The sequence below is a fragment of the Brevibacterium luteolum genome (assembly GCF_013004595.1).
In the GTDB taxonomy this organism is placed as follows: domain Bacteria; phylum Actinomycetota; class Actinomycetes; order Actinomycetales; family Brevibacteriaceae; genus Brevibacterium; species Brevibacterium luteolum.
In genome coordinates this window covers 63,949-81,295 of record NZ_JABEMC010000001.1, presented here as the reverse complement: position 1 = coordinate 81,295, position 17,347 = coordinate 63,949, and the positions used below count along the sequence as shown (strand labels likewise).

The following is a 17,347-nucleotide window of genomic DNA, read 5'->3' as shown; positions in this document are numbered from 1 at the left end:
TCAATCTCCCTCCACCACGAAATCAGTAACACGGATGTCGATGGGGTTTTTGCTCTTGTTGGTGACGAGGAGCTGCAGGCGCAGACTCCCGCCCTTGCGCGGGGTCTGGCTGACCTTGTACGCCTGGCCGGTGTACACGTGGTCGGACCAACCTCCCCCGGTGGTGCCCGTGAAGTCGGAGGTGAAGAAGTTGCCGACGATCTTGTCCTGCGGGTTACTCTTCGGCGCGTAGTCCACGATCTTGGCCGACACGGCGAGCACGTCCTCCTCATGGGCGCCATGGAGGGCGAGGCGGACGGTGGGGCGGACAGTCTGCCCCTTCTTCACAGTGGCGAGCGAGAAATATTTTCCGACGGGGATGCGGGCGCTCTGCCCCGCCTTGATGGTGCGCTTGCTCGTGTTTATTCCTGTAGCGATGATGCTCATTCCGAACAGTCCCTTCTTCTCAGGTGCGGGTGTAGGTGACTTCTTCAGTGAAAGGTTGTCGACAGCACGGCGGAACGCCGGACCACTGAAGCTCGCGTCCGGCTTGCGACCGGGCGGCGAGCAGGTCTCAGCGTGCCGCAGGGCACGGGACACGGGCAGGTCGCACTCATCGAGCAGGGCGCGGACGAGCCGGACATAGGCGTCGTACTGCTGCTCCGGCCACGCTTCGTTCGCGCCCTCCGCCTCAATACCGATGGCGTACTTATTGGTCATGGACGTTGCCCGCGACCGACCAGCGTGATTGGCGATGCCGGCAGCGAACAGATAGACGTGTCCCGATCGACCGAGGCCGAGCTGGGCGAGGGGGCCGGGGAGTCCCGGCCTGCCGTTCTTGACGACGTTGAACGTCGGGTAGTCCACGCCCTTCCGGTAGCTGCGGGGCGTGGCGGTGTGGTGAAGCGTAATGGTCTGGATGGAGCGCATGGTGCCCCGGCCACGGGAGGCGGCACCCCCGACCACCGTGTACGGCAGGCCGGAGGCTTTCACCGCCCGCAGCAGCCTGTCGTAGAGCGCATAGGCCATGATCGTGTCCTTTCAGTCGTCTCGGTCGATGGCGCGGAGCAGCCGGGAGAGCAGTAGCTCGAAGCTGTACGGGAGGGGTGGTCCCTTGCCCTGCTTCTCGTGCTCCAAGTTCGCGGTCAGCCAGGTGATGACCTCACGGATCGCGGACCGGAATGTCCTGTTCTCGTCCCGCAGCTGCGTGTTGGATTCTTCGAGGCTGCGGATTCGTGCCTCGTGCTCGGCGTGCTCAGCCTCCAAACGAGCGACACTTTTCTCCCACCAGGACGCCGCACGATCCAGAGCCGTGTCGCGGCGAGTGCCCCGTGCGGTGAGCCAGGTGAGGACCGCGCCGATCAGAGTGACGACCCCAGCGATGACAGCAGTACCGACAGCAGTCATTCGTCTCCTCCCCACTTGCTGAGCACCCGGTGGCAGATGAGCGTGACCCGCGACATCAGACCGGCGCTGACTGCCAGGGCCGCATAGGATGCCGCCGTGGTGATGCCGGTGGGTGCCCCGCCCTCCACGGAGGGGATCAGGTGGCCGACCCACCCGAAGAGGAAATACAAGGCCACGACTGTGGGGGTGAGCATGAGGAGACCGAACCCCGTCTCGGAGAGGCGGCGGGTGCGGCGGGGTTGGAGGCCGATCGTCGCGGCGACCACCCCAGTGATCAGCCACGCCCACCCGATCATGTGGGGCGTGATGAACTCAACCCACTCGATCCCTGCGGTGCGGGACGCGGAGTCGGTGAGCAGCCAGGTGAGGCCGATGACCACGTGCGCGACACCCTGAGCGACCTTCCCTATGCGGGTGAGGCCGATGATCTGATGGAAAGGAGTCACCGGTATCACCCCGCCGCCTCGTACCGTGCGGCGACGATGGGCCAGGTCTCGACGACGACGTAGAGGATGTCGGCGTCCTTCACCCCGTCAGACTTGACGGTGCCGTTCTCGTCGACGGTGATCGACCCTGAGATGACCGGGTTGGAGGCGACGATGCACAGCATCATCTGGTCCACGTCGTGCGGCTGGGCGAGCACCCGCAGCGCGTATTCCTTCCCCGGCCCTTCCTCCATGTTCTTGTAGGTGGCGGCGTGCTGGATGCAGGCGCCCATCACCCGCCACCGGAACTCCTGATCGTCCATCGCCCTAGCAGTCGCCAACAGTGCACTCATAACAGGTCCTCACTTCCTGTATTTGACTTCGATGTAGTAGCGGGCCCACCGCCCGTGCCCGTACTCGGAACGCGACGGCGACGTGTCACCAATACCGATGCCTCGCACGTTCCCGGACTTGAACCGCGACCAATACCGGGACGGGATTTTGACGACACGCTGACCCGGTTTCGGGATTTTCTTCTCCGTCCAGCCGTGCTCCATCGACGGCATCGATGTCGGTAGTGAGGACAGTCCGTGCAGCTGGATCTGCGCGTCACCACCGGCGGAGTAGTACCAGTGGGTGAAGTCGATGCGCATGGTCATGGAGGTGATTTCTGCACCGGAGAGGTCGCCGGTCATCGACGGGAACAGAATCGCTGACCGCATCCCGCCCATGCCAGGCTGGTCGCCTTGATACACCAGATCGGTGTTGGAGGTGCGGTAGCCTCCACGGGTGTAGAACGCCCTACCTGCGGTTGCCCAATATCGCTTGGTGTAGTTACGTTTCTCCGGCGCCGGCGGCTCCGGCGACGAGACACTGTTTTCCACTTTGAGCAGCCGGTCGACGGTCGTGTCCTCGACGATGGGGCCGATGTCCTCGACCAGCATCCGACCGCGTGTAGACCACGAGCGGTCGTCGAGCTTCACTGTCTTATCCGTCTCCAGGCAGAGTAAAAGTCTGATGATGGTGGTGCTTTCACCCTCATAGGGGAAGCTGCCGCCAAGCGAGAATTTGGGTGCCCCGCCAGACGATCGCACCTGCCAGTCCGCCAAGTTCGAACTCGTCGAGTTCGGCTGTGAACCATCCCACGTGTAGCGGACGACCAGCCGGGCACTGCCACCGTCGAACACGAACACGGTGATCGGTTCGACAGTGATCTTGAACTGGCGACCGGCTTCCTGCTGGAACTGCAGCTCCATCAGCCCGATCACCCCATTGCTGACGCCCCGATTGACGTTGATGTCCGGGTTGAGTCGGCCACGTGCGACAACACCACGGGGGAGGGAGTCGAGCCAGCCTGTGTACCCGTCACGTGACGGACGCTCATACGCCTGATATGCACCCAGCAGCGGCAGGCCCGCGTAGACGGGATCTTCTTCGATGTTGAGCGCACGTCCTGAGATCTCGCCGTCATCAGAGATCTGCGCGAGAGTCTCACCAGAGGGCCCGCGGACACCGATCTGCCGACCCAGGTAGACGACGTCCTGCCCGTCTTCGTCGGTGACGTGCACGCCCGCCGGATCAAGCAGGGTTTTCGGGTGGTCGTGTGAGGTTTGGACGACCGCACCGGTGATGACCTTGCCGTCCAGAGCATCCGCTTTGAGGATGTCACCGGAGGCGGAGCCGAACTTGATGCGTGCCCCGTCAAGCTCACCGACTGTGGCCTTGCCGAGGTCGAGAGACCCGATCACACCGGATTCGGCAGTGATCGCACCAGCAGCAAGCTTCTCGGTGGTGACCGCACCATCGGCGATGACCGTGGAGCCTGCCGACCCTGGCACGAGCACCGCGTCAGCCAGCACCGACCCAGCCTTAATCCGTGCCCCGTCAAGCTCACCGACTGTGGCCTTGCCGAGGTCGAGAGACCCGATCACACCGGACTCGGCAGTGATCGCACCAGCAGCGATCTTCTCCGTCGTCACAGCGCCGTCGGATATGAGTGTCGCACCGACCTTGAGCTGCAGACTCGGTTCAGCGATCTCCACCCATCCAGCCTGGTTCGTTCTCACGTACACCTGCATCCACGCGGCCGTCGCCGGCACGACGAACGAATGCTCAACTGGGACACCATTCCAGGCCGGTTGCGCCACCGGCGAACTGGCTCCCATGACATATTTCGTGTCATGCGTGTAGACGTAAAAGACGATCCGCGCCTCAGGTGTTGGACCAACGTAGGCGCCACCGAGACCGAACTTGGCGGAGAATACATACTCCTCACCGGGTGTGACGGGAAAATAATCGCCAGCGGCGAACGAATTGGTCTTTGACATGCGACAAAACGTGAAGACATCAGTCCACTCACTCGACGCCGTTGCCGGGTTCTGTCGCACCCGGAAACCCTGCCCATAAGCTCCTTGCCTGCCTGAGAACGCAGCTACTTCAGCATTGTTCAGGATGCGCCCGGGTGGTATACCGTTCGGAAGGCCTGATAGCGGCAGAATGTTCGACCCCGCCCCCACCAGCAGCCTGTCAGCGGTGACTGAACCCGCCCGGATCCGGCCGCCGTCGAGTTCACCGACCGTGGCCTTGCCAAGGTCGAGGGAGGCGATGACCTCATGCGAGATCGGCCGGGCCACCCACGAGCTGCCGTCGTGCGCCCACTGACCGGTGACACGCCCCGCCTGAATCTGAAACCACGTATCGCCCGACTTGCCCGGTGCGGCGCCCGTCGGAGGGGTCGCAGGCGACCATGTGATCCGGTTCCCTGCAGCACCCTCGATCTGGCCCTCCAGATCACCACGCATCGACTCCATCGCCGTGCGCACGGCCTCGACACGTTGATCGGCGACCGACACCCATCTAGTGCCGTCCCACCGGTGGGGGACGTTCTTACCCTCAGCCGAGGTGTCGAACCACAGATCGTCGACCGACGCATCAGCTGCCGACGGGCGGGTCGGCTGGTAGAAAACCTTTGAACCCGAAGAATCAACGATCACCTGCTCAAGTTCGCCACGCATCGACTCCATCGCCGACCGGACAGCCTCGACACGCTGATCACCGACCGACACCCACGACTCGCCATCCCACCGGTGCGGGAGGTTCTGGCCGTCCTCCGACGTGTCAAACCACAAGTCACCCTGGGCGAGCTCATGGTCGGTCGGACTCGGCTCGATCGGGTTGTAGTGGTTGCGGTTCTTCCCGTCCGCGGACTCCCGCACAGCTTCGAGCGCGCCGTCGAGGTTCACCAGCGACACCACCGCCTCAACCGGAGCTGAGAGGGGCGAGCGCTTCCCGGACTGTGCCTCGACGGCGAGCGCGACCCACCAGGTGCCGGCTGTCTCGACAGCGGTGACGGTGGATGCGCCCGCTTTCGCTTCGATGGAGGCGCGGACGGGTGCCGAGCTCATATCAGGTGTTTGGGCGAGGTGGACGTGGATGCGCGCGAAGTCCGCCGGCAACGGGAGGTTCGGGTCGGCGAGGTGGCCGTCCCACTTGATCGTGAGCACCGGGCCGTCAACGGCGACCACCGGTGCCGAGGGTGCCGGCGGGACCGGCCCATCCACCACCCGGATCGTCTGCGTGCCATCACCCTGATCGCCGATGCGCAGGCGCAGGTTCCCAGCGTGGTCGTAGGAATCAATGCTGCCACCCTCGATGGCAGAATGAGCGAGCTGTGGGGTTGAGGTGGCGGCGGCGAGCTGGGCTTTGAGCTGGTCGATCTCGCGGATGAGGCGTGCTAGCTGGCTCATGAGATCTTCTCCGCTCGTCGGACGGTCAGGGTCGTGGTCGGCTGCTCGGGTGTGATGGTGACGGCGAGGACCTTCACCCACACGTCGAGCCGGTCGTGCCAGCCGGGTTTCGTTGTGAGCTTGATGTCGTCGCCGGGTTCGACGGTTCCGAGTGGCGCGTTCGGGTGGTCGAGGATCTTGAGTTCGGTCACGTCTGGGCCGGGCTGGCGGGCTGTGAGCTCTGCGGCGGCGCGGGCTTTGACCTGAGCTGGGGTGGTCAGTGACTTGTCGGTGACGATTGCGTAGCGGGCGAGGCGGCCGGGCGATTGTTTGATGTCGGTGTGGTGCATCATCGTGCGTCCTTCGCCGGCACCGAGGACGAGGACGTGTGTGGCTGCTGTGTCGATATCGGCGGTGAGGACGGGCTGTTCGGTGACGTTCTCGCCTACGACGAAGCGCAGGTCGTGGCGGCGGCGGCCTAACCGCGGGTGGCCGTAAACGAGCTCATGCCGGATTGTGTGGCTGTCCCATGAGTGGCGGACGGTCCATTCGTAGCCTCCGAGTTCGGCCATCTGGTCGAACTCGCGGGCGAGGTCGTGGGTCTGCCACCAGGACAGCACGTAGGGGGTGACCTTCTTCGGAGTCTTCGATGGGGTGGCGTCGGGGTCTCCGAGGAACACCTGTTTCGACTTCTTGTCTCCTGCCTGGGTCATGCCGAGGTTGAAACCGGGGCGGGCCTGGGTGTGCTGCCACATGTGCCATGACGTCTCGAGCGGGTCTCCGCGTTCGATCGCTTTCTCGCCGGTGTATGGCATGTGGTCGAGGTAGCCGGCGTGGCCAATTGCTTCGACCTTGAAGTCGGGTGAGTCTTCCTCTGGTTCGACGACGATGCCCCCGCCTCGGATCTGGCCATCCTGCTCGGCGTAGATGGCGGTGCAGCCTGGCTCCAGCAGTCCTTGGATGCCGATGAGACGCGGATGCTCTGGCTTGAGGGTGCCGCGCAGCCCGCCGAACCCATTGATCACGTTCGAGATCTCGGCACCGGTCAGCGGGAGGTTCCAGTCCAACACGTCACGGTCGTCACGCTCGGGACCGTCCCCGCGTAGTCGGGTCGCGAAATACCTCCAGGTCATCTGGTATTCCAGCCCGTCCAGTCCGCAACTTCGTAGAAGGTGACGTCGAGATGCAGACCTGATCGTTTATTCAGCGAGACGGCTCCCTGTTTCGCATTCGAGTTGTCTTCAACGAATGCGCGCATGTAAATGCTGAGCCTCCCGCCGCGCATCGCATACGGGATGAAGAGATTATCTGACAGCAGCCAGTTCGTGGTGTAGATGTTGCCCTCGTTGACGTCCCACCCGAAGTCCTGGGTGGAGCGCCACACGCCGTCCTTGCCGACGTACTGCAGGTAGAACGCTCCCCAGGACGACTGGCCGTTGTAGCGCACCGACGTCCACCGGGCGTCGACATGCATGCGGGTCGCCCATTCCGGGATGTCAAGGTCGAATCGGCCGCCATTGGCAGAGTCCGGGAACTGCTCACCGCGTCCATGCCCAGTGCCGTTGCGGCGATGGCGCAGCACATGCGAATAGCCATCGATGTGCTGGTTAACGACCGGGCGGGGGAACCGGACAGTCTTTTCGCGCGGGTTGGCGACTTCGCGGACATCCGTGATCATCTCGTTCGTGATCGTGGCCGTGTTCGCGGGCTGCACGATCTTCGCCAGTGGGACGTAAGGGAATTTGTGGCCGTCCTTGGATCCGACGATCGCATAGTGGTTGTACGGGCCGTTGACAACGTCTTCTGGTTCCGCGCCAGCATACTGGGGATCCTGGACCCGAGCGATGAGATAGCGGGTCGCGCCACCGCCCGAACCCGTAGCGGGAATGGGGACGTCGGTGTGGGATTCCTCTCGCATTGCATACGCTTGAGCTCCGCCACCGGGAATGTAGTCGTTCGGGGTCACTCCCGCACCAGTGTGTACACGCACCGCCCCACCGGGCACCGGCAAGGCCGTGACGCGCATGTCGTCCGGGCCCGCCACGCCGCGGGCACCGCTGGTCGCAGCATGCAATGCTAGGCGAGCGCCTTCGACGGGGTTATCGGCGCCGTTTCCGGTGGCCCATGGGACTGGCTGGAGTGGCATGGTGTGCTCCTCACATGCTGGTGATCGGGTGCCACTGGACGGTGGCTGTGGAGATGCCGGCAGGGTCGGTGCCGGCGTAGGTGATTTCGCAGTGCGTGGTGGGCATGGTGATTTCGTCGAGGCGAGAGGTGCGGGTGAGTTTGCCGGCCAGGGAGACACCGTCATTGCGCAGGACCGTGCGGGCGCGAGCGTCGATGGTGACGACGTGATCGTGGGCGAGCGCGGTGTTGAGGCCGATCTGCCAGCCGGGGCCGGTGACGGTGGGCTTGTTGACGGGTCCGGTGATGGTGATGGTGACGGCGTCGGTGGGGATGAGGCCGCCTGGTGTTTCGACGATGCCGGAGCGTTTCGCGCCGGTGCGGGTGGACCAGGGGAAGACGACAGGGAAGATCAGGCCGCCTGCTGCTGCTGCGCGGAGGCCGACGGTGACGGTGTTGGGGTGACCGGCGTAGAGGCCGATGTGGGAGGGCTGGAACGCGGCTTTGATGTCGGTCAGGGTTTCGAGCACCCAGGCGTCGTTGTCGTCCATGTCGAGGGTGCGGGGACGGCCGTAGAGGCGGTAGTGGTTGCCGTGCTGAGTGAAGTCGAGAGTCACTTCTTGGGCGGGTTTCCACTGGCGGCGGGCATGCTCCCAGGCGGCGGCGAACTCGGCTGCCAGCTTCGCGGCGTGGGCAGGTGTGTCGCCGGCGACGGTGATCGTGAGCACCCACGGTTTCGGGGTGCGCAGGTCACGGCCGAAGAAGATCCCGTCAGCGAGTGGGTTCTCGACGTCCTGGGTGCGCCACTCGATACCACCGCGGGTCACTGCTGAGGGGTAGACCTGGTGGCCGTCACCGAACTCGTAGCCGGCGAGCGCGAAGGTGCCGTGTGGGGTGGTCATAGTGTGGCTCCTGTCAGTCGTGAGCCGGTGCGGTTGTTAGAGCGGGCGGTGCGGATGCCGCCTTCGACGGTGGCGGTGATGTGTGCGGCCATCTGTTGGCCGTCGACCATGAGGGTGAGCTGTACGCCGTCGAGGGCTGCGGCCATGTCGGCCTCGGTGATCTGGGTGACGAGGGCTGCCTTGAGGCTGTCGATCGAGGACTGCTCGATGGAGACGTTGCCGCCGCGCAGCACCTGGTTCTCGATCTGGTGGGAGACCTTGGACGGGATGACCTGCTCGCCACCCTTGAACCGCATGAGCTCGGGTCCCTCTTCGCCGACCCACTTCCAGCCAGGCAGCGCGGAGTCGGTGCCCTCGGCGTAGCCGTGGCCGCGGCCGATGAACGAGAGCATGGAGCGGCCGCGGCGGGAGGCCTTGAATTTTGCCCAGTTCATGCCGGCAACGAGGTTGGCGAGTGGGTGGAACCGGTCGTTGGGCAGACTCTTGTCGCGGAAGGCGCGGAAGGTGGAGCCGATGACCTGGACGAGGCCGTGGGCGAGGTCGCCGGAGCGGTTGTTGACGTCGCCGATGTTGCCCTGGACCGCGCGGGGGTTGCCGCCGGACTCGGTCTTGATCTGCCGTAGCCAGGCGTTGACGTAGTCGTCGGAGGTGGGGAGACCTGCGATCTGCAAGGCCTTGATGACGGTGTCGCGCCACCGCTCCACACCGGCACCGCCAGGGTCGGTGTACGTGCCCATCTCCTTGCCGTGGGCCTTGGCCTTGGCAACGATCCCGGTCTCGGCGGTGCGCATGATCCCGCCGACAAGATCAGAAGCGAATTCGTTGTCGGATAGACGCCCGGCGTGCTTCTTCACGATGCCGGCCATGATCTTCCGGGCAGCCTTCTCGTAGTCGCGCTCCAAATTGCCTGACGGGGATATGCCGGCGCGATCGAGCAGCGGATGCGACATGCCGTAGGTGCCGCCCTCGCCACCGCCCTGCGGTGGCCCGACCCGAAGCCCCTTGAGCTTCTCCCACAGATCACCCGAGGGCTTGACGTTGCGGTTGAACGATCCGAGGCTCCGGTTGCCGATGTCGACATGGGCGTGTCCGTAGTGGTTCGGGTAGCGCCAGATGACGCCCCAACCGAGTGCGTGGAGGATCGGCATGATGCGGTCGAAGTCGCGCATCTCCTTCGCCGACTTACCTGGGGCCGTGTTGAGGTCGAGCGCGCCGTTGCGGTAGTGCCACGAGTTCCTAGCGTGCACGCGGTGGATCGGTCCGAACGGCGGCGGGCCCTCGGAGACGCGGACACCAATGCTGCGCAGCACGTGACCGAGCCGGATGAGTCCCTGCGTGTTCTTCACGATGCCGCCAGTAGCGAAAGCCTCGAACGGCAGATCACGGAACTTTGCGAGGTTCTCGCCACGCAAAGCGGCCTTGTTCACGGTCTCCAAGCGCTTGCGCTCATACGGGTCACGCATCGCCTCGGAGACGTAGATGCCCTCACCGGCGCGAGCCTTGATCAGCTGATCGTCACCCTGCAGGTGAGTCGAGTAGCCGGGAATGACACCACCGCCGGCGTAGCCCTTGACCCGTTTGACTGCCGGCAGTTTCACGCCGACGTCACCGAATGCATCGTTGACCTCACGGCGGAAGTCGTTGAGCACCGAGATCGAGCGATTCATCGTGGAGGCGACATGGCCGGGCATCTTCCCGAGCTCGTCGCGGACACCGGCACGCATGCCAGCAATCGAGGAAACCCCGGCCCGGCGGATCGTCTCGAATCCCTCGTGCGAGGCGCGGCGTGTCTGACCCAGCTGCTCGCCGTAGTCCGAGCGGAGATCACGCATCGACCGGCCCACGCCCTTATGCAGTTCGTGGGTCTTCTCCCGACCCTGACGGTCGATACTGGTGAATCCCTCGTGCGAGGAGCGGCGTGTCTGACCCAGCTGTTCGCCGTAGTCCGAGCGGAGATCGCGCATCGACCGGCCCACGCCCTTATGCAGTTCGTGGGTCTTCTCCCGGCCCTGCCGGTCGATCGTGGTGAATCCGTCTGCAGAGATGCGCGTGAGCAGCTGCATCGTCGCCTGCTGATCGGCTGTCATCGCCTCATGCTCAGCCAACTGTGTCAAGCGCATCGACGCAAGCGCCGACGCCGTCGAATCCTGCATCCCCTGATAGGACGACGCGGTGATCTCCTGCCGGAACACCAGCGACTCCTCAGCGGTGGCATCCATACCCGCATACGCCTCAGACGTCAGCGCCGGGAGCTCATCCACCCCTGGCACCTCACCGGACGCACCGGCCGGAACCGAAGCCGCCGCTGAGGCGAGCGCAGGAGGTGCGGTCAGGGCGGTGTCTGAGGCGTCACGGGCTGTGCTCGGGGTCGTGGTGATCTGTGGGATTGCTGCTGCGCCCATCATCTCGGCTGCGGCCCGGATGGTGTCGAGCTTGCCGAGGATGCCGCCGATGAAGCCCTCGGCTGTCTGCTCTCCGATCCACTCAGTTTTCTTTGATGGTGAGCGGATGCCGAGGGCGCGTTTGAGCGAGGACTCCATCGACTTAGCGATCTTGAGGATGGTCTTCTCGACCTGCTTCTGCTGTGACTCCAGGCCCTTGACGAGGCCGGCGGCGGCATCGACGCCGCCCTTGTAGAAGCCGTGCGTGACGTATTTGCCGGCCTGGCGCGCGTGCTTGTCGATGTCGGCATATGACCGGTTGATCGACTTCACATCGCTGCTGGTGCCCTTAAGCAGTTCATCAGCCATCTGCAGGGACTCGTCGATCGAGCCGGCCTGGGCGACTTCCTGCAAGATCGCACCGGAGTAGCCCATCTTCTGCAGCCGGTTCAGCTTGCCGGACAGGTCCCGAACCCGGGCTGCCGCCTGGGCTGCGTTCTTCCGCACACCCGAGACGCCCTGCGTCTGCTCCCACACACCCGCCCGGGTCTGTGACCACTGCGACGTCACATCAAGCGAGTACGCCGACCTGCCGATCGAGGATGCGACGGAGTCCTGGATCTGTTTGAGCTCGTCGAGTTTCTTCTGTGCGTTCTCGGCGCGCTTCTCCAGCTTCTCCAGCTGCCCGTAGAGGCGACGCAGTGAGGACTCGTAGCCGGAGGCGTCGCGGGCGAGGCGAGCGCGGGTGCCGCGGCTGAGGTCCTCGTTGCGGGACAGTGAGAGCATCCGGTCGACTGTGGAGTAGGCGCCGGAGAGGCCGCGTGTGGTCTGGTCGCGGAGGTCGCCGCGGCGGAGGTCTGTGCGCAGTTCGCGGCGCATGTCAGCGACGCGGGCGCGGCGGGCGGCCGCCTCCTCTCGGCGGCGTTTGGCTTCGTCTTCGCGGCGTTTGCGTTCCTGCTCGGCCTTGCGGCGCTGCTCGTCGTCCTTGCTGCCGGAGACGACGGCACCGGAGGCCATGGGGAGGGCGCCGGGCATGCGGGAGATGGTCTCGGTGAGGATCTTCCACGAGCGGCGAGAGCCGTCGATCGGGATGAACGCCTCGGGCACGTCGAGGCGGTCGCCTACGATCCTCCACGTGTTCGGTGGAACGACCTGCGCGATCGGGTCGAGTGTGCCGCCGGCGGCCATGGCTTTGACGTCGATGCCGCCGTAGGCGCGGCCGCCGACGCCGGCGCCATCTCGGCCGGCTCGGGCGCGGCGCTTCTTGGCGTTGGACCCGTCGGCTTCACCCTGGAACCACTTCTTGATCCGCACCCATAGCGTCGCGGACTCGCCGTCGGTGTCCTTGAGGTCCTTGACGATCGAGTCGAGATCCTTTTTCGCCTGCTCCTTCTGGACCTTGACCTCAGTCTTGACCTCGTCAGGTGTCATCAGGACGCGGTCGGCGTAGTCCTTGGCCGCGTCTTCACTCATGCCGAAGGAGCGGGCGGTCTTGATCAGGTCTTCACGCGACTGGTCGAGGGCTTTCTGCAGCTCCTCCTCGGACTGCGTCTCCTCGTAAATCGAGGCGGCACGGTCGGCGCCGGCCCGGGCGACCCGGTCGAGCGCCTCGGCGTTGTCGCGGCCCTTCTGGGTCGTGTCGTCGAGAGTCTTCCCGTTCTTCTTCAGGGCCTCGCGGGCATCGTCGAGGGACTGCTCCCACTCGCGGGAGGCGGCGCGGGTGTCGAGGGTGGCCTGGCCGAAGGTGCGGATTTCGTCGGCGAGATCCGCGATCTTCTCCTCGGTGGTCTTCGCCTCGACGCCGAGGTCTTTGAGCTTGTCGACACCCTCGGCGGTGGTGGGGTTGGCCTCCAGCATCTCCTCGGTGATCCGGCCAGTCGCGATCGCAAGCAGCACCGCGTCATCCGTCGCCAGGCCGGCAGCACCAGCGATCTCGCGGAGATAGTCCTTGTACTTCGGGAACTGTTCGAGGACCTCAGCGTCGGTCATGTCCTCGGCTGAGTCGCGGATCGCGGTGAACCCGTCAGCCGCAGATTCCATCGCACCACCAGAGGCGAGGTCGCGCAACGCCTCATCGGTCGAGGCGATCGTCTCGCCGATGATCGTCACATCTGAGCGAGTGCCGGCCACACCGTCGAGCCACTGCTGCATGCCCGCGCCGGCCATGTTCACCCGGTCGAGTGCGTCACCCCAATCCTCGATCTCCTTCGTGCCGATACCGCGATTCCAGAAGGAGTTCGCTTCCTCCCACAACGCGGGATCGAGGACGGTGTTCTTGACGTCACCGGAGGCCTTGTTCTGCAGCTCAGCGATCGCAGACGTCATCTCCGACGTCGACCGTGACGAGGTGTCGATGACCGAGTTCAGTGCTGCAGCTGCTCCCCTGGCTGTCAGCAGGCCGACCGTGGCCAGGCCTGCAGCTTTGCCGAGCGTTGTCAATCCACCAGCGAGGCGCGGGTGGGTCGCGTTGAGGGTCTTGAAGCCGTCGACAACGTCGAACACCTTCGGCGCGATGGTCAGGAACCCGCCAGCAGCGAGGCTGGCCGCGCCTGCGATGCCGGCGAAACCGACCGTGGCCTCCTTGAGCGGCTGCGGCAGCTCACGGATCCTGGTCATGAGACCGGTGACAGCGTCCGCGCCAGCAGCGAACGCCGGCAGCACAGCCTGCCCGAAATCAATGCTGGCGTCCTTAATCGAGTTCAACGCGATCTTCGCCCGGGACTCGGCGGTCTCATACCGCTGCGAGGCTTCCTCGGCGAGCGCGGAGGCCTTGATGTACTCGGTGTTGCCGGTCGCCAAGGCGTTCTTCATGACATCGGAGGCGGCGGCCAGGGAGAGGATCGCGTTTGATTCGCGGATCCCCTTGATGCCGAGCTCGCTGAGGGTGACGTTGACGTTCTCGCCCTCGGCCTGGGCTTTGCCGAGGCCTTCAACGAAGGTGGCGAGCGCGCCGGCGGCGTCTCCCTTGAACGCTTTCGCGAAGTCGGTGGTGGACATGCCGGCGGTCTTGGCGAACAGGTCGAGTTTGTCGCCGCCGCGGTCGACTTCCAGGCCCATCTTTTTGATGACCATGGATGCGGCGGTGCCGCCGGCTTCGGCTTCGATGCCGACGGATGAGAGGGCGGTGGCCAGGCCGAGGACGTCGCCTTCGGTCATGCCGGCTTGGCGGCCTGCCGAGGCGATGCGCATCGACATGTCCATGATCTCGGACTCGGTGGTGGCGAAGTTGTTGCCGAGGCCGACGACTGCGCTGCCGAGGTTGTTCACCTTCGACTGGCTGGTGCCCATGATGTTCATGAATCGTGCGAGCTGGGTGCCGCCCTGCTCGGCAGTGAGGTTGGTGGCCTCCCCGAGGTCGATGATCGTCTTGGTGAACTGCAGGACGTTCTGGGTCTTGATGCCGAGCTGGCCTGCTGCCTCGGCGACGCCGGCGATCTCGGTGTGTGTGGCAGGCAGGGTTGTGGCGGCGAGGTCGCGGAGGCCTTGCTGCAGGCCGTCCATCTGCGCGGTGGTGCCCTCGACGGTCTTGGTGACGCCAGCCCAGTCGGACTGCCACGACATGGCGGCTTTGGTCGCCATGCCGAGGGAGACAGCGACGCCGGTGCCGAATATCGTGGCGGCGCGGCCGGCGTGCTGCCAGGCTTCGGGGTGAGCTCTGGCTGACCGTTCCAGGGCTGTGAGGTGCTTCTGCACCGGTGCGATGCCGTCGCGGTGGATGCCCTGGAGGGCGTTGCGTGCGACCTTCGCGCCTGTTGCCACGCCGGTGGCGTCGAGGAGCATGCGATAGGCCACTGTACGGTCAGCCATAGCTCACCTCCTTTCTAGGGTTTGAGGACTGTCGACCAGGTCAGGCAGTCAGGGTGTTCGTATTCGGCGTTTTCGCGAGCGCGCCTGATCGCGGTCGAGGCGTGGCAGCGTGCCGGGGGTGGGACGTCGAAGCGGTTTTCGTTCTCGGCGGCGTGGCAGATGTCCTTGCTGTAGCCGCAGATCGGGCAGAGGCTCGCCCGGTACTCGGCCAGGGAGAGCATCCAGGCTCGCTGCGTCTCGTCCCACTCCTGTTCGGGTGTGGACGAGAGGAGCCTGCCATCCGCGTCGTACTCGTAGCGGGTGGTTGGCTCCCATCCGTAGAACCGTTTGAGGCTGATGCCGAGACGTTGGGCGGTCTCGACGTCGGCTCTCAGCCCCGGGTCACGATGGAGGCGCTTCGTGAAAAAGGGACGGTGGTGGCTCCGCGGTTGATCCGCAGGATCGCGGCCGTGAACTCCGCGTGCTGACCGTTGGTGATGTCCTCGGCGATCTCCGGCCAGTCGGAGCCGGTGAATTCGGCCTTCTTCCCGGATTCTTTCCAGGTCGCCTCGACGACCGAGGACGGCATCGCGGCGTCGAGGAACGTGTCGATGTTGACGCCGAAGGACTTGTCGATGTCGTTGTCGTCACGGGGCGGGTGCTCCTCTTCGAGCTTTGCGAAATCGGGTTTCTTGAGTGCGCGCAGCTTGAACGAGACGACTGAGTCTGCCATCGCCTTTTCGAGGCGCTGGACCTCCTTAGCCGCCTTCTTGATCTCCGGTGAGGAGTTCAGGCGGTCGGGTCGCGCCTCTTTGCCGAGGCGTTCGAGATGCTCCTCCGCGGCTTCGTACTCGGCGAGCAGGTCGAGGTCAGTGACCAGATCGACAGTCGTTGTGGCGCGCTTGATTCCCAGCTTGGACATGATGTGCTCCTGTTTCTGACTCCTGATAGCGGTGAGAGCCCGGCCCCGCGACAGGAGTCACGCGCGGGGCCGGGCGGATCATGGGTCAGGCAGCCACTGCGACGTCGGTCTTGACCTCGGCGAACATGAACTGCGGGATCGTCGAGCGGATCACGGAATTCGCTTCCGGTGCCAGGGGCTGCTTCTCGCCCGAGACTGCCGGGAAGACAGAGACGACCTGACCGGCCGCGAACTCGTCCTCGAAGGCGATGCCGCGGCGCTCAACGAAGTAGCCGCGGGCGTGCTCCTTCAGCGTCTCGACCGCCTTGTTCGGGTCCTCGGTGTTGGTGTTGTCGATCACGGTGATCGACAGTCCCGGGGTCTTGCGGCCGGGCTTGCCGAACTCCTGCCGCGAGCACACGCGGGGATCCGGGATCGTGGCCTGTTCCTTGGTCGGGTTCCAGCCGTCACCGGTGAGGTAGCAGCTGATGTCGAGTGCCGACTCAGCAGTCAGCTCCTCGACGGTAGGGGCAGACGGGTCTGCCAGTGCCGGAACCCAGACGATCTTGATGTTGCCGTCGGCTGGCGTTGACGGGATTTCAGTCATGGGACTCTTCTCCTTCTTCCTTCTTCGTGTTGCGCCCAGCCGGACGGGATGGGCTCTCGCCCGAGGCATCTGCACTCGGGACGTTCTCGGGTGACTCCTGCTGGGTAGACCGGGCGCGCTTCACGTGGTGCTTCGGAGCACGCGGCGAGCGGGCCGGTGGGTATCGGTCGGACTTGATGAGCTGGAGGTTGTCCCCGATCTGCGGGTGGGTCTCCAGCACGTCGAACTCGTGTTTGGTGTCGGTGTCCTTGACGCGGACATAGGTGGGCATGACGGTCCTTCCTAGGCTTCGGCGACGGTGAGCTCCCATTCGAGGACGGTGTAGACGACCTTCCGGTTGGTGCCGGTCAGGGTGATGTCGGGGTCCTCGCTGATGGGTCGGGCGTTGATGAGCCGCATCCGGCCGGTGTTCCATCCGGCGGCGGCTGGCCGCTGGTGCTCGATGGCGGGGATGACGCGGTCGCAGATGACCCGCACCGAGTTCGGGGTCATGCCTGCGATCGTCATCGTGACCGTGGCTGTGGAGGCGTGTCGGCGGCCTGCGAGGCTGCGGGTGGCAGGGACTGGCAGGTGGGCGATGACGACCACCCACGGCAGGGCGGCCTCTGCGGTCTGGCCGCGCTCTCCGAGCTTGACTGCGGCGGTGAACAGGTTCAGGTCGTCGGGCAGCATCTGCTCGATGGCGTCGGCGAGGACGAGGGCGGAGCTCATAGCTGCTCCCCGAGGATCTTCGCCAGCCGGTCCTCGATCACGGCGATCTCGGAGTTGATCGGGGTGACGAAGTCGAGGCTTGCACCGCCGCCGTTCGCTCCACCGAAGTAGGCGATGTTGCCGAGCGCTCCAGGCACGCCGCGGCGGGTGGTCTTCTCTTTGTCGGGTCCGATCTCCCAGGCGGTGCCGCCCCACCCGTACTCTTTGTCGGAGGTGATCGTCGGGGCGAGCTGCGAGAAGTGCTCGGAGGACTTGGCATCTTCCTGCAGCGCCTCTTTCATCTTCTGGATGCCCTTGTCCATGGTGCGCTCTGCCTCGGCGCGGACGATGTGCGGGAGGGCGTCGAGGTCGCTGGCGAGGCGATCCACTTCACTGGTGTCGATGCGCAGACCCATGAGG

15 protein-coding genes are annotated in these 17,347 nt (G+C 65.0%); all 15 read right to left on the bottom strand.

Features of this window, described 5'->3' with window-relative positions:
• The 15 genes from HLA91_RS00445 to HLA91_RS00375 all read right to left on the bottom strand — a co-directional run bounded on the left by HLA91_RS00445 (position 1) and on the right by HLA91_RS00375 (position 17,343).
• On the bottom strand, positions 1 to 1,008 hold the full coding sequence (locus HLA91_RS00445; RefSeq protein ID WP_170273087.1) for a peptidoglycan recognition protein family protein: 1,008 nt from the start codon (positions 1,006 to 1,008) through the stop codon (positions 1 to 3).
• 12 nt (positions 1,009 to 1,020) lie between these two features.
• A complete protein-coding gene (locus HLA91_RS00440; RefSeq protein ID WP_170273086.1) occupies positions 1,021 to 1,386 on the bottom strand; it encodes a hypothetical protein in 366 nt (121 codons plus the stop codon).
• A complete protein-coding gene (locus HLA91_RS00435; RefSeq protein ID WP_170273085.1) occupies positions 1,383 to 1,832 on the bottom strand; it encodes a hypothetical protein in 450 nt (149 codons plus the stop codon). Before HLA91_RS00435 ends, HLA91_RS00440 begins: the two co-directional genes overlap by 4 nt.
• A 5-nt stretch (positions 1,833 to 1,837) precedes the next feature.
• Positions 1,838 to 2,164 carry a hypothetical protein gene (locus HLA91_RS00430; protein ID WP_170273084.1) on the bottom strand — a complete coding sequence of 109 codons (327 nt, stop codon included), beginning with the start codon at positions 2,162 to 2,164 and terminating at the stop codon, positions 1,838 to 1,840.
• A gap of 9 nt (positions 2,165 to 2,173) precedes the next feature.
• Complete coding sequence (locus tag HLA91_RS00425) at positions 2,174 to 5,557, bottom strand: hypothetical protein (RefSeq protein WP_170273083.1); 3,384 nt, start codon at positions 5,555 to 5,557, stop codon at positions 2,174 to 2,176.
• On the bottom strand, positions 5,554 to 6,603 hold the full coding sequence (locus HLA91_RS00420) for a hypothetical protein (protein WP_170273082.1): 1,050 nt from the start codon (positions 6,601 to 6,603) through the stop codon (positions 5,554 to 5,556). The genes HLA91_RS00425 and HLA91_RS00420 overlap by 4 nt, the downstream gene beginning before the upstream one ends.
• 62 nt (positions 6,604 to 6,665) lie before the next feature.
• Entirely contained in the window at positions 6,666 to 7,682 is a 1,017-nt protein-coding gene (locus HLA91_RS00415; protein ID WP_146004306.1) for a hypothetical protein, read from the bottom strand.
• A gap of 10 nt (positions 7,683 to 7,692) precedes the next feature.
• Positions 7,693 to 8,562 carry a hypothetical protein gene (locus HLA91_RS00410; RefSeq protein WP_102161047.1) on the bottom strand — a complete coding sequence of 290 codons (870 nt, stop codon included), beginning with the start codon at positions 8,560 to 8,562 and terminating at the stop codon, positions 7,693 to 7,695.
• Positions 8,559 to 14,750, bottom strand: a complete 6,192-nt coding sequence (locus HLA91_RS00405) for a phage tail tape measure protein (protein ID WP_170273081.1) — start codon at positions 14,748 to 14,750, stop codon at positions 8,559 to 8,561. The genes HLA91_RS00410 and HLA91_RS00405 overlap by 4 nt, the downstream gene beginning before the upstream one ends.
• A gap of 14 nt (positions 14,751 to 14,764) precedes the next feature.
• Positions 14,765 to 14,971 (bottom strand): hypothetical protein, encoded by a 207-nt coding sequence (locus tag HLA91_RS00400; protein ID WP_170273080.1) that lies wholly within the window; start codon positions 14,969 to 14,971, stop codon positions 14,765 to 14,767.
• A 149-nt stretch (positions 14,972 to 15,120) separates the two neighbouring features.
• On the bottom strand, positions 15,121 to 15,651 hold the full coding sequence (locus HLA91_RS00395) for a hypothetical protein (protein ID WP_170273079.1): 531 nt from the start codon (positions 15,649 to 15,651) through the stop codon (positions 15,121 to 15,123).
• A gap of 85 nt (positions 15,652 to 15,736) precedes the next feature.
• Positions 15,737 to 16,237 (bottom strand): phage tail tube protein, encoded by a 501-nt coding sequence (locus HLA91_RS00390; RefSeq protein WP_102161040.1) that lies wholly within the window; start codon positions 16,235 to 16,237, stop codon positions 15,737 to 15,739.
• The gene (locus HLA91_RS00385) at positions 16,230 to 16,508 is read right to left on the bottom strand and encodes a hypothetical protein (protein ID WP_170273078.1); all 279 of its coding nucleotides are present in this window, start codon (positions 16,506 to 16,508) and stop codon (positions 16,230 to 16,232) included. The genes HLA91_RS00390 and HLA91_RS00385 overlap by 8 nt, the downstream gene beginning before the upstream one ends.
• 11 nt (positions 16,509 to 16,519) lie before the next feature.
• Positions 16,520 to 16,948 (bottom strand): hypothetical protein, encoded by a 429-nt coding sequence (locus HLA91_RS00380; protein ID WP_170273077.1) that lies wholly within the window; start codon positions 16,946 to 16,948, stop codon positions 16,520 to 16,522.
• Complete coding sequence (locus HLA91_RS00375; RefSeq protein ID WP_170273076.1) at positions 16,945 to 17,343, bottom strand: hypothetical protein; 399 nt, start codon at positions 17,341 to 17,343, stop codon at positions 16,945 to 16,947. Before HLA91_RS00375 ends, HLA91_RS00380 begins: the two co-directional genes overlap by 4 nt.
• Positions 17,344 to 17,347 lie beyond the last annotated feature (4 nt).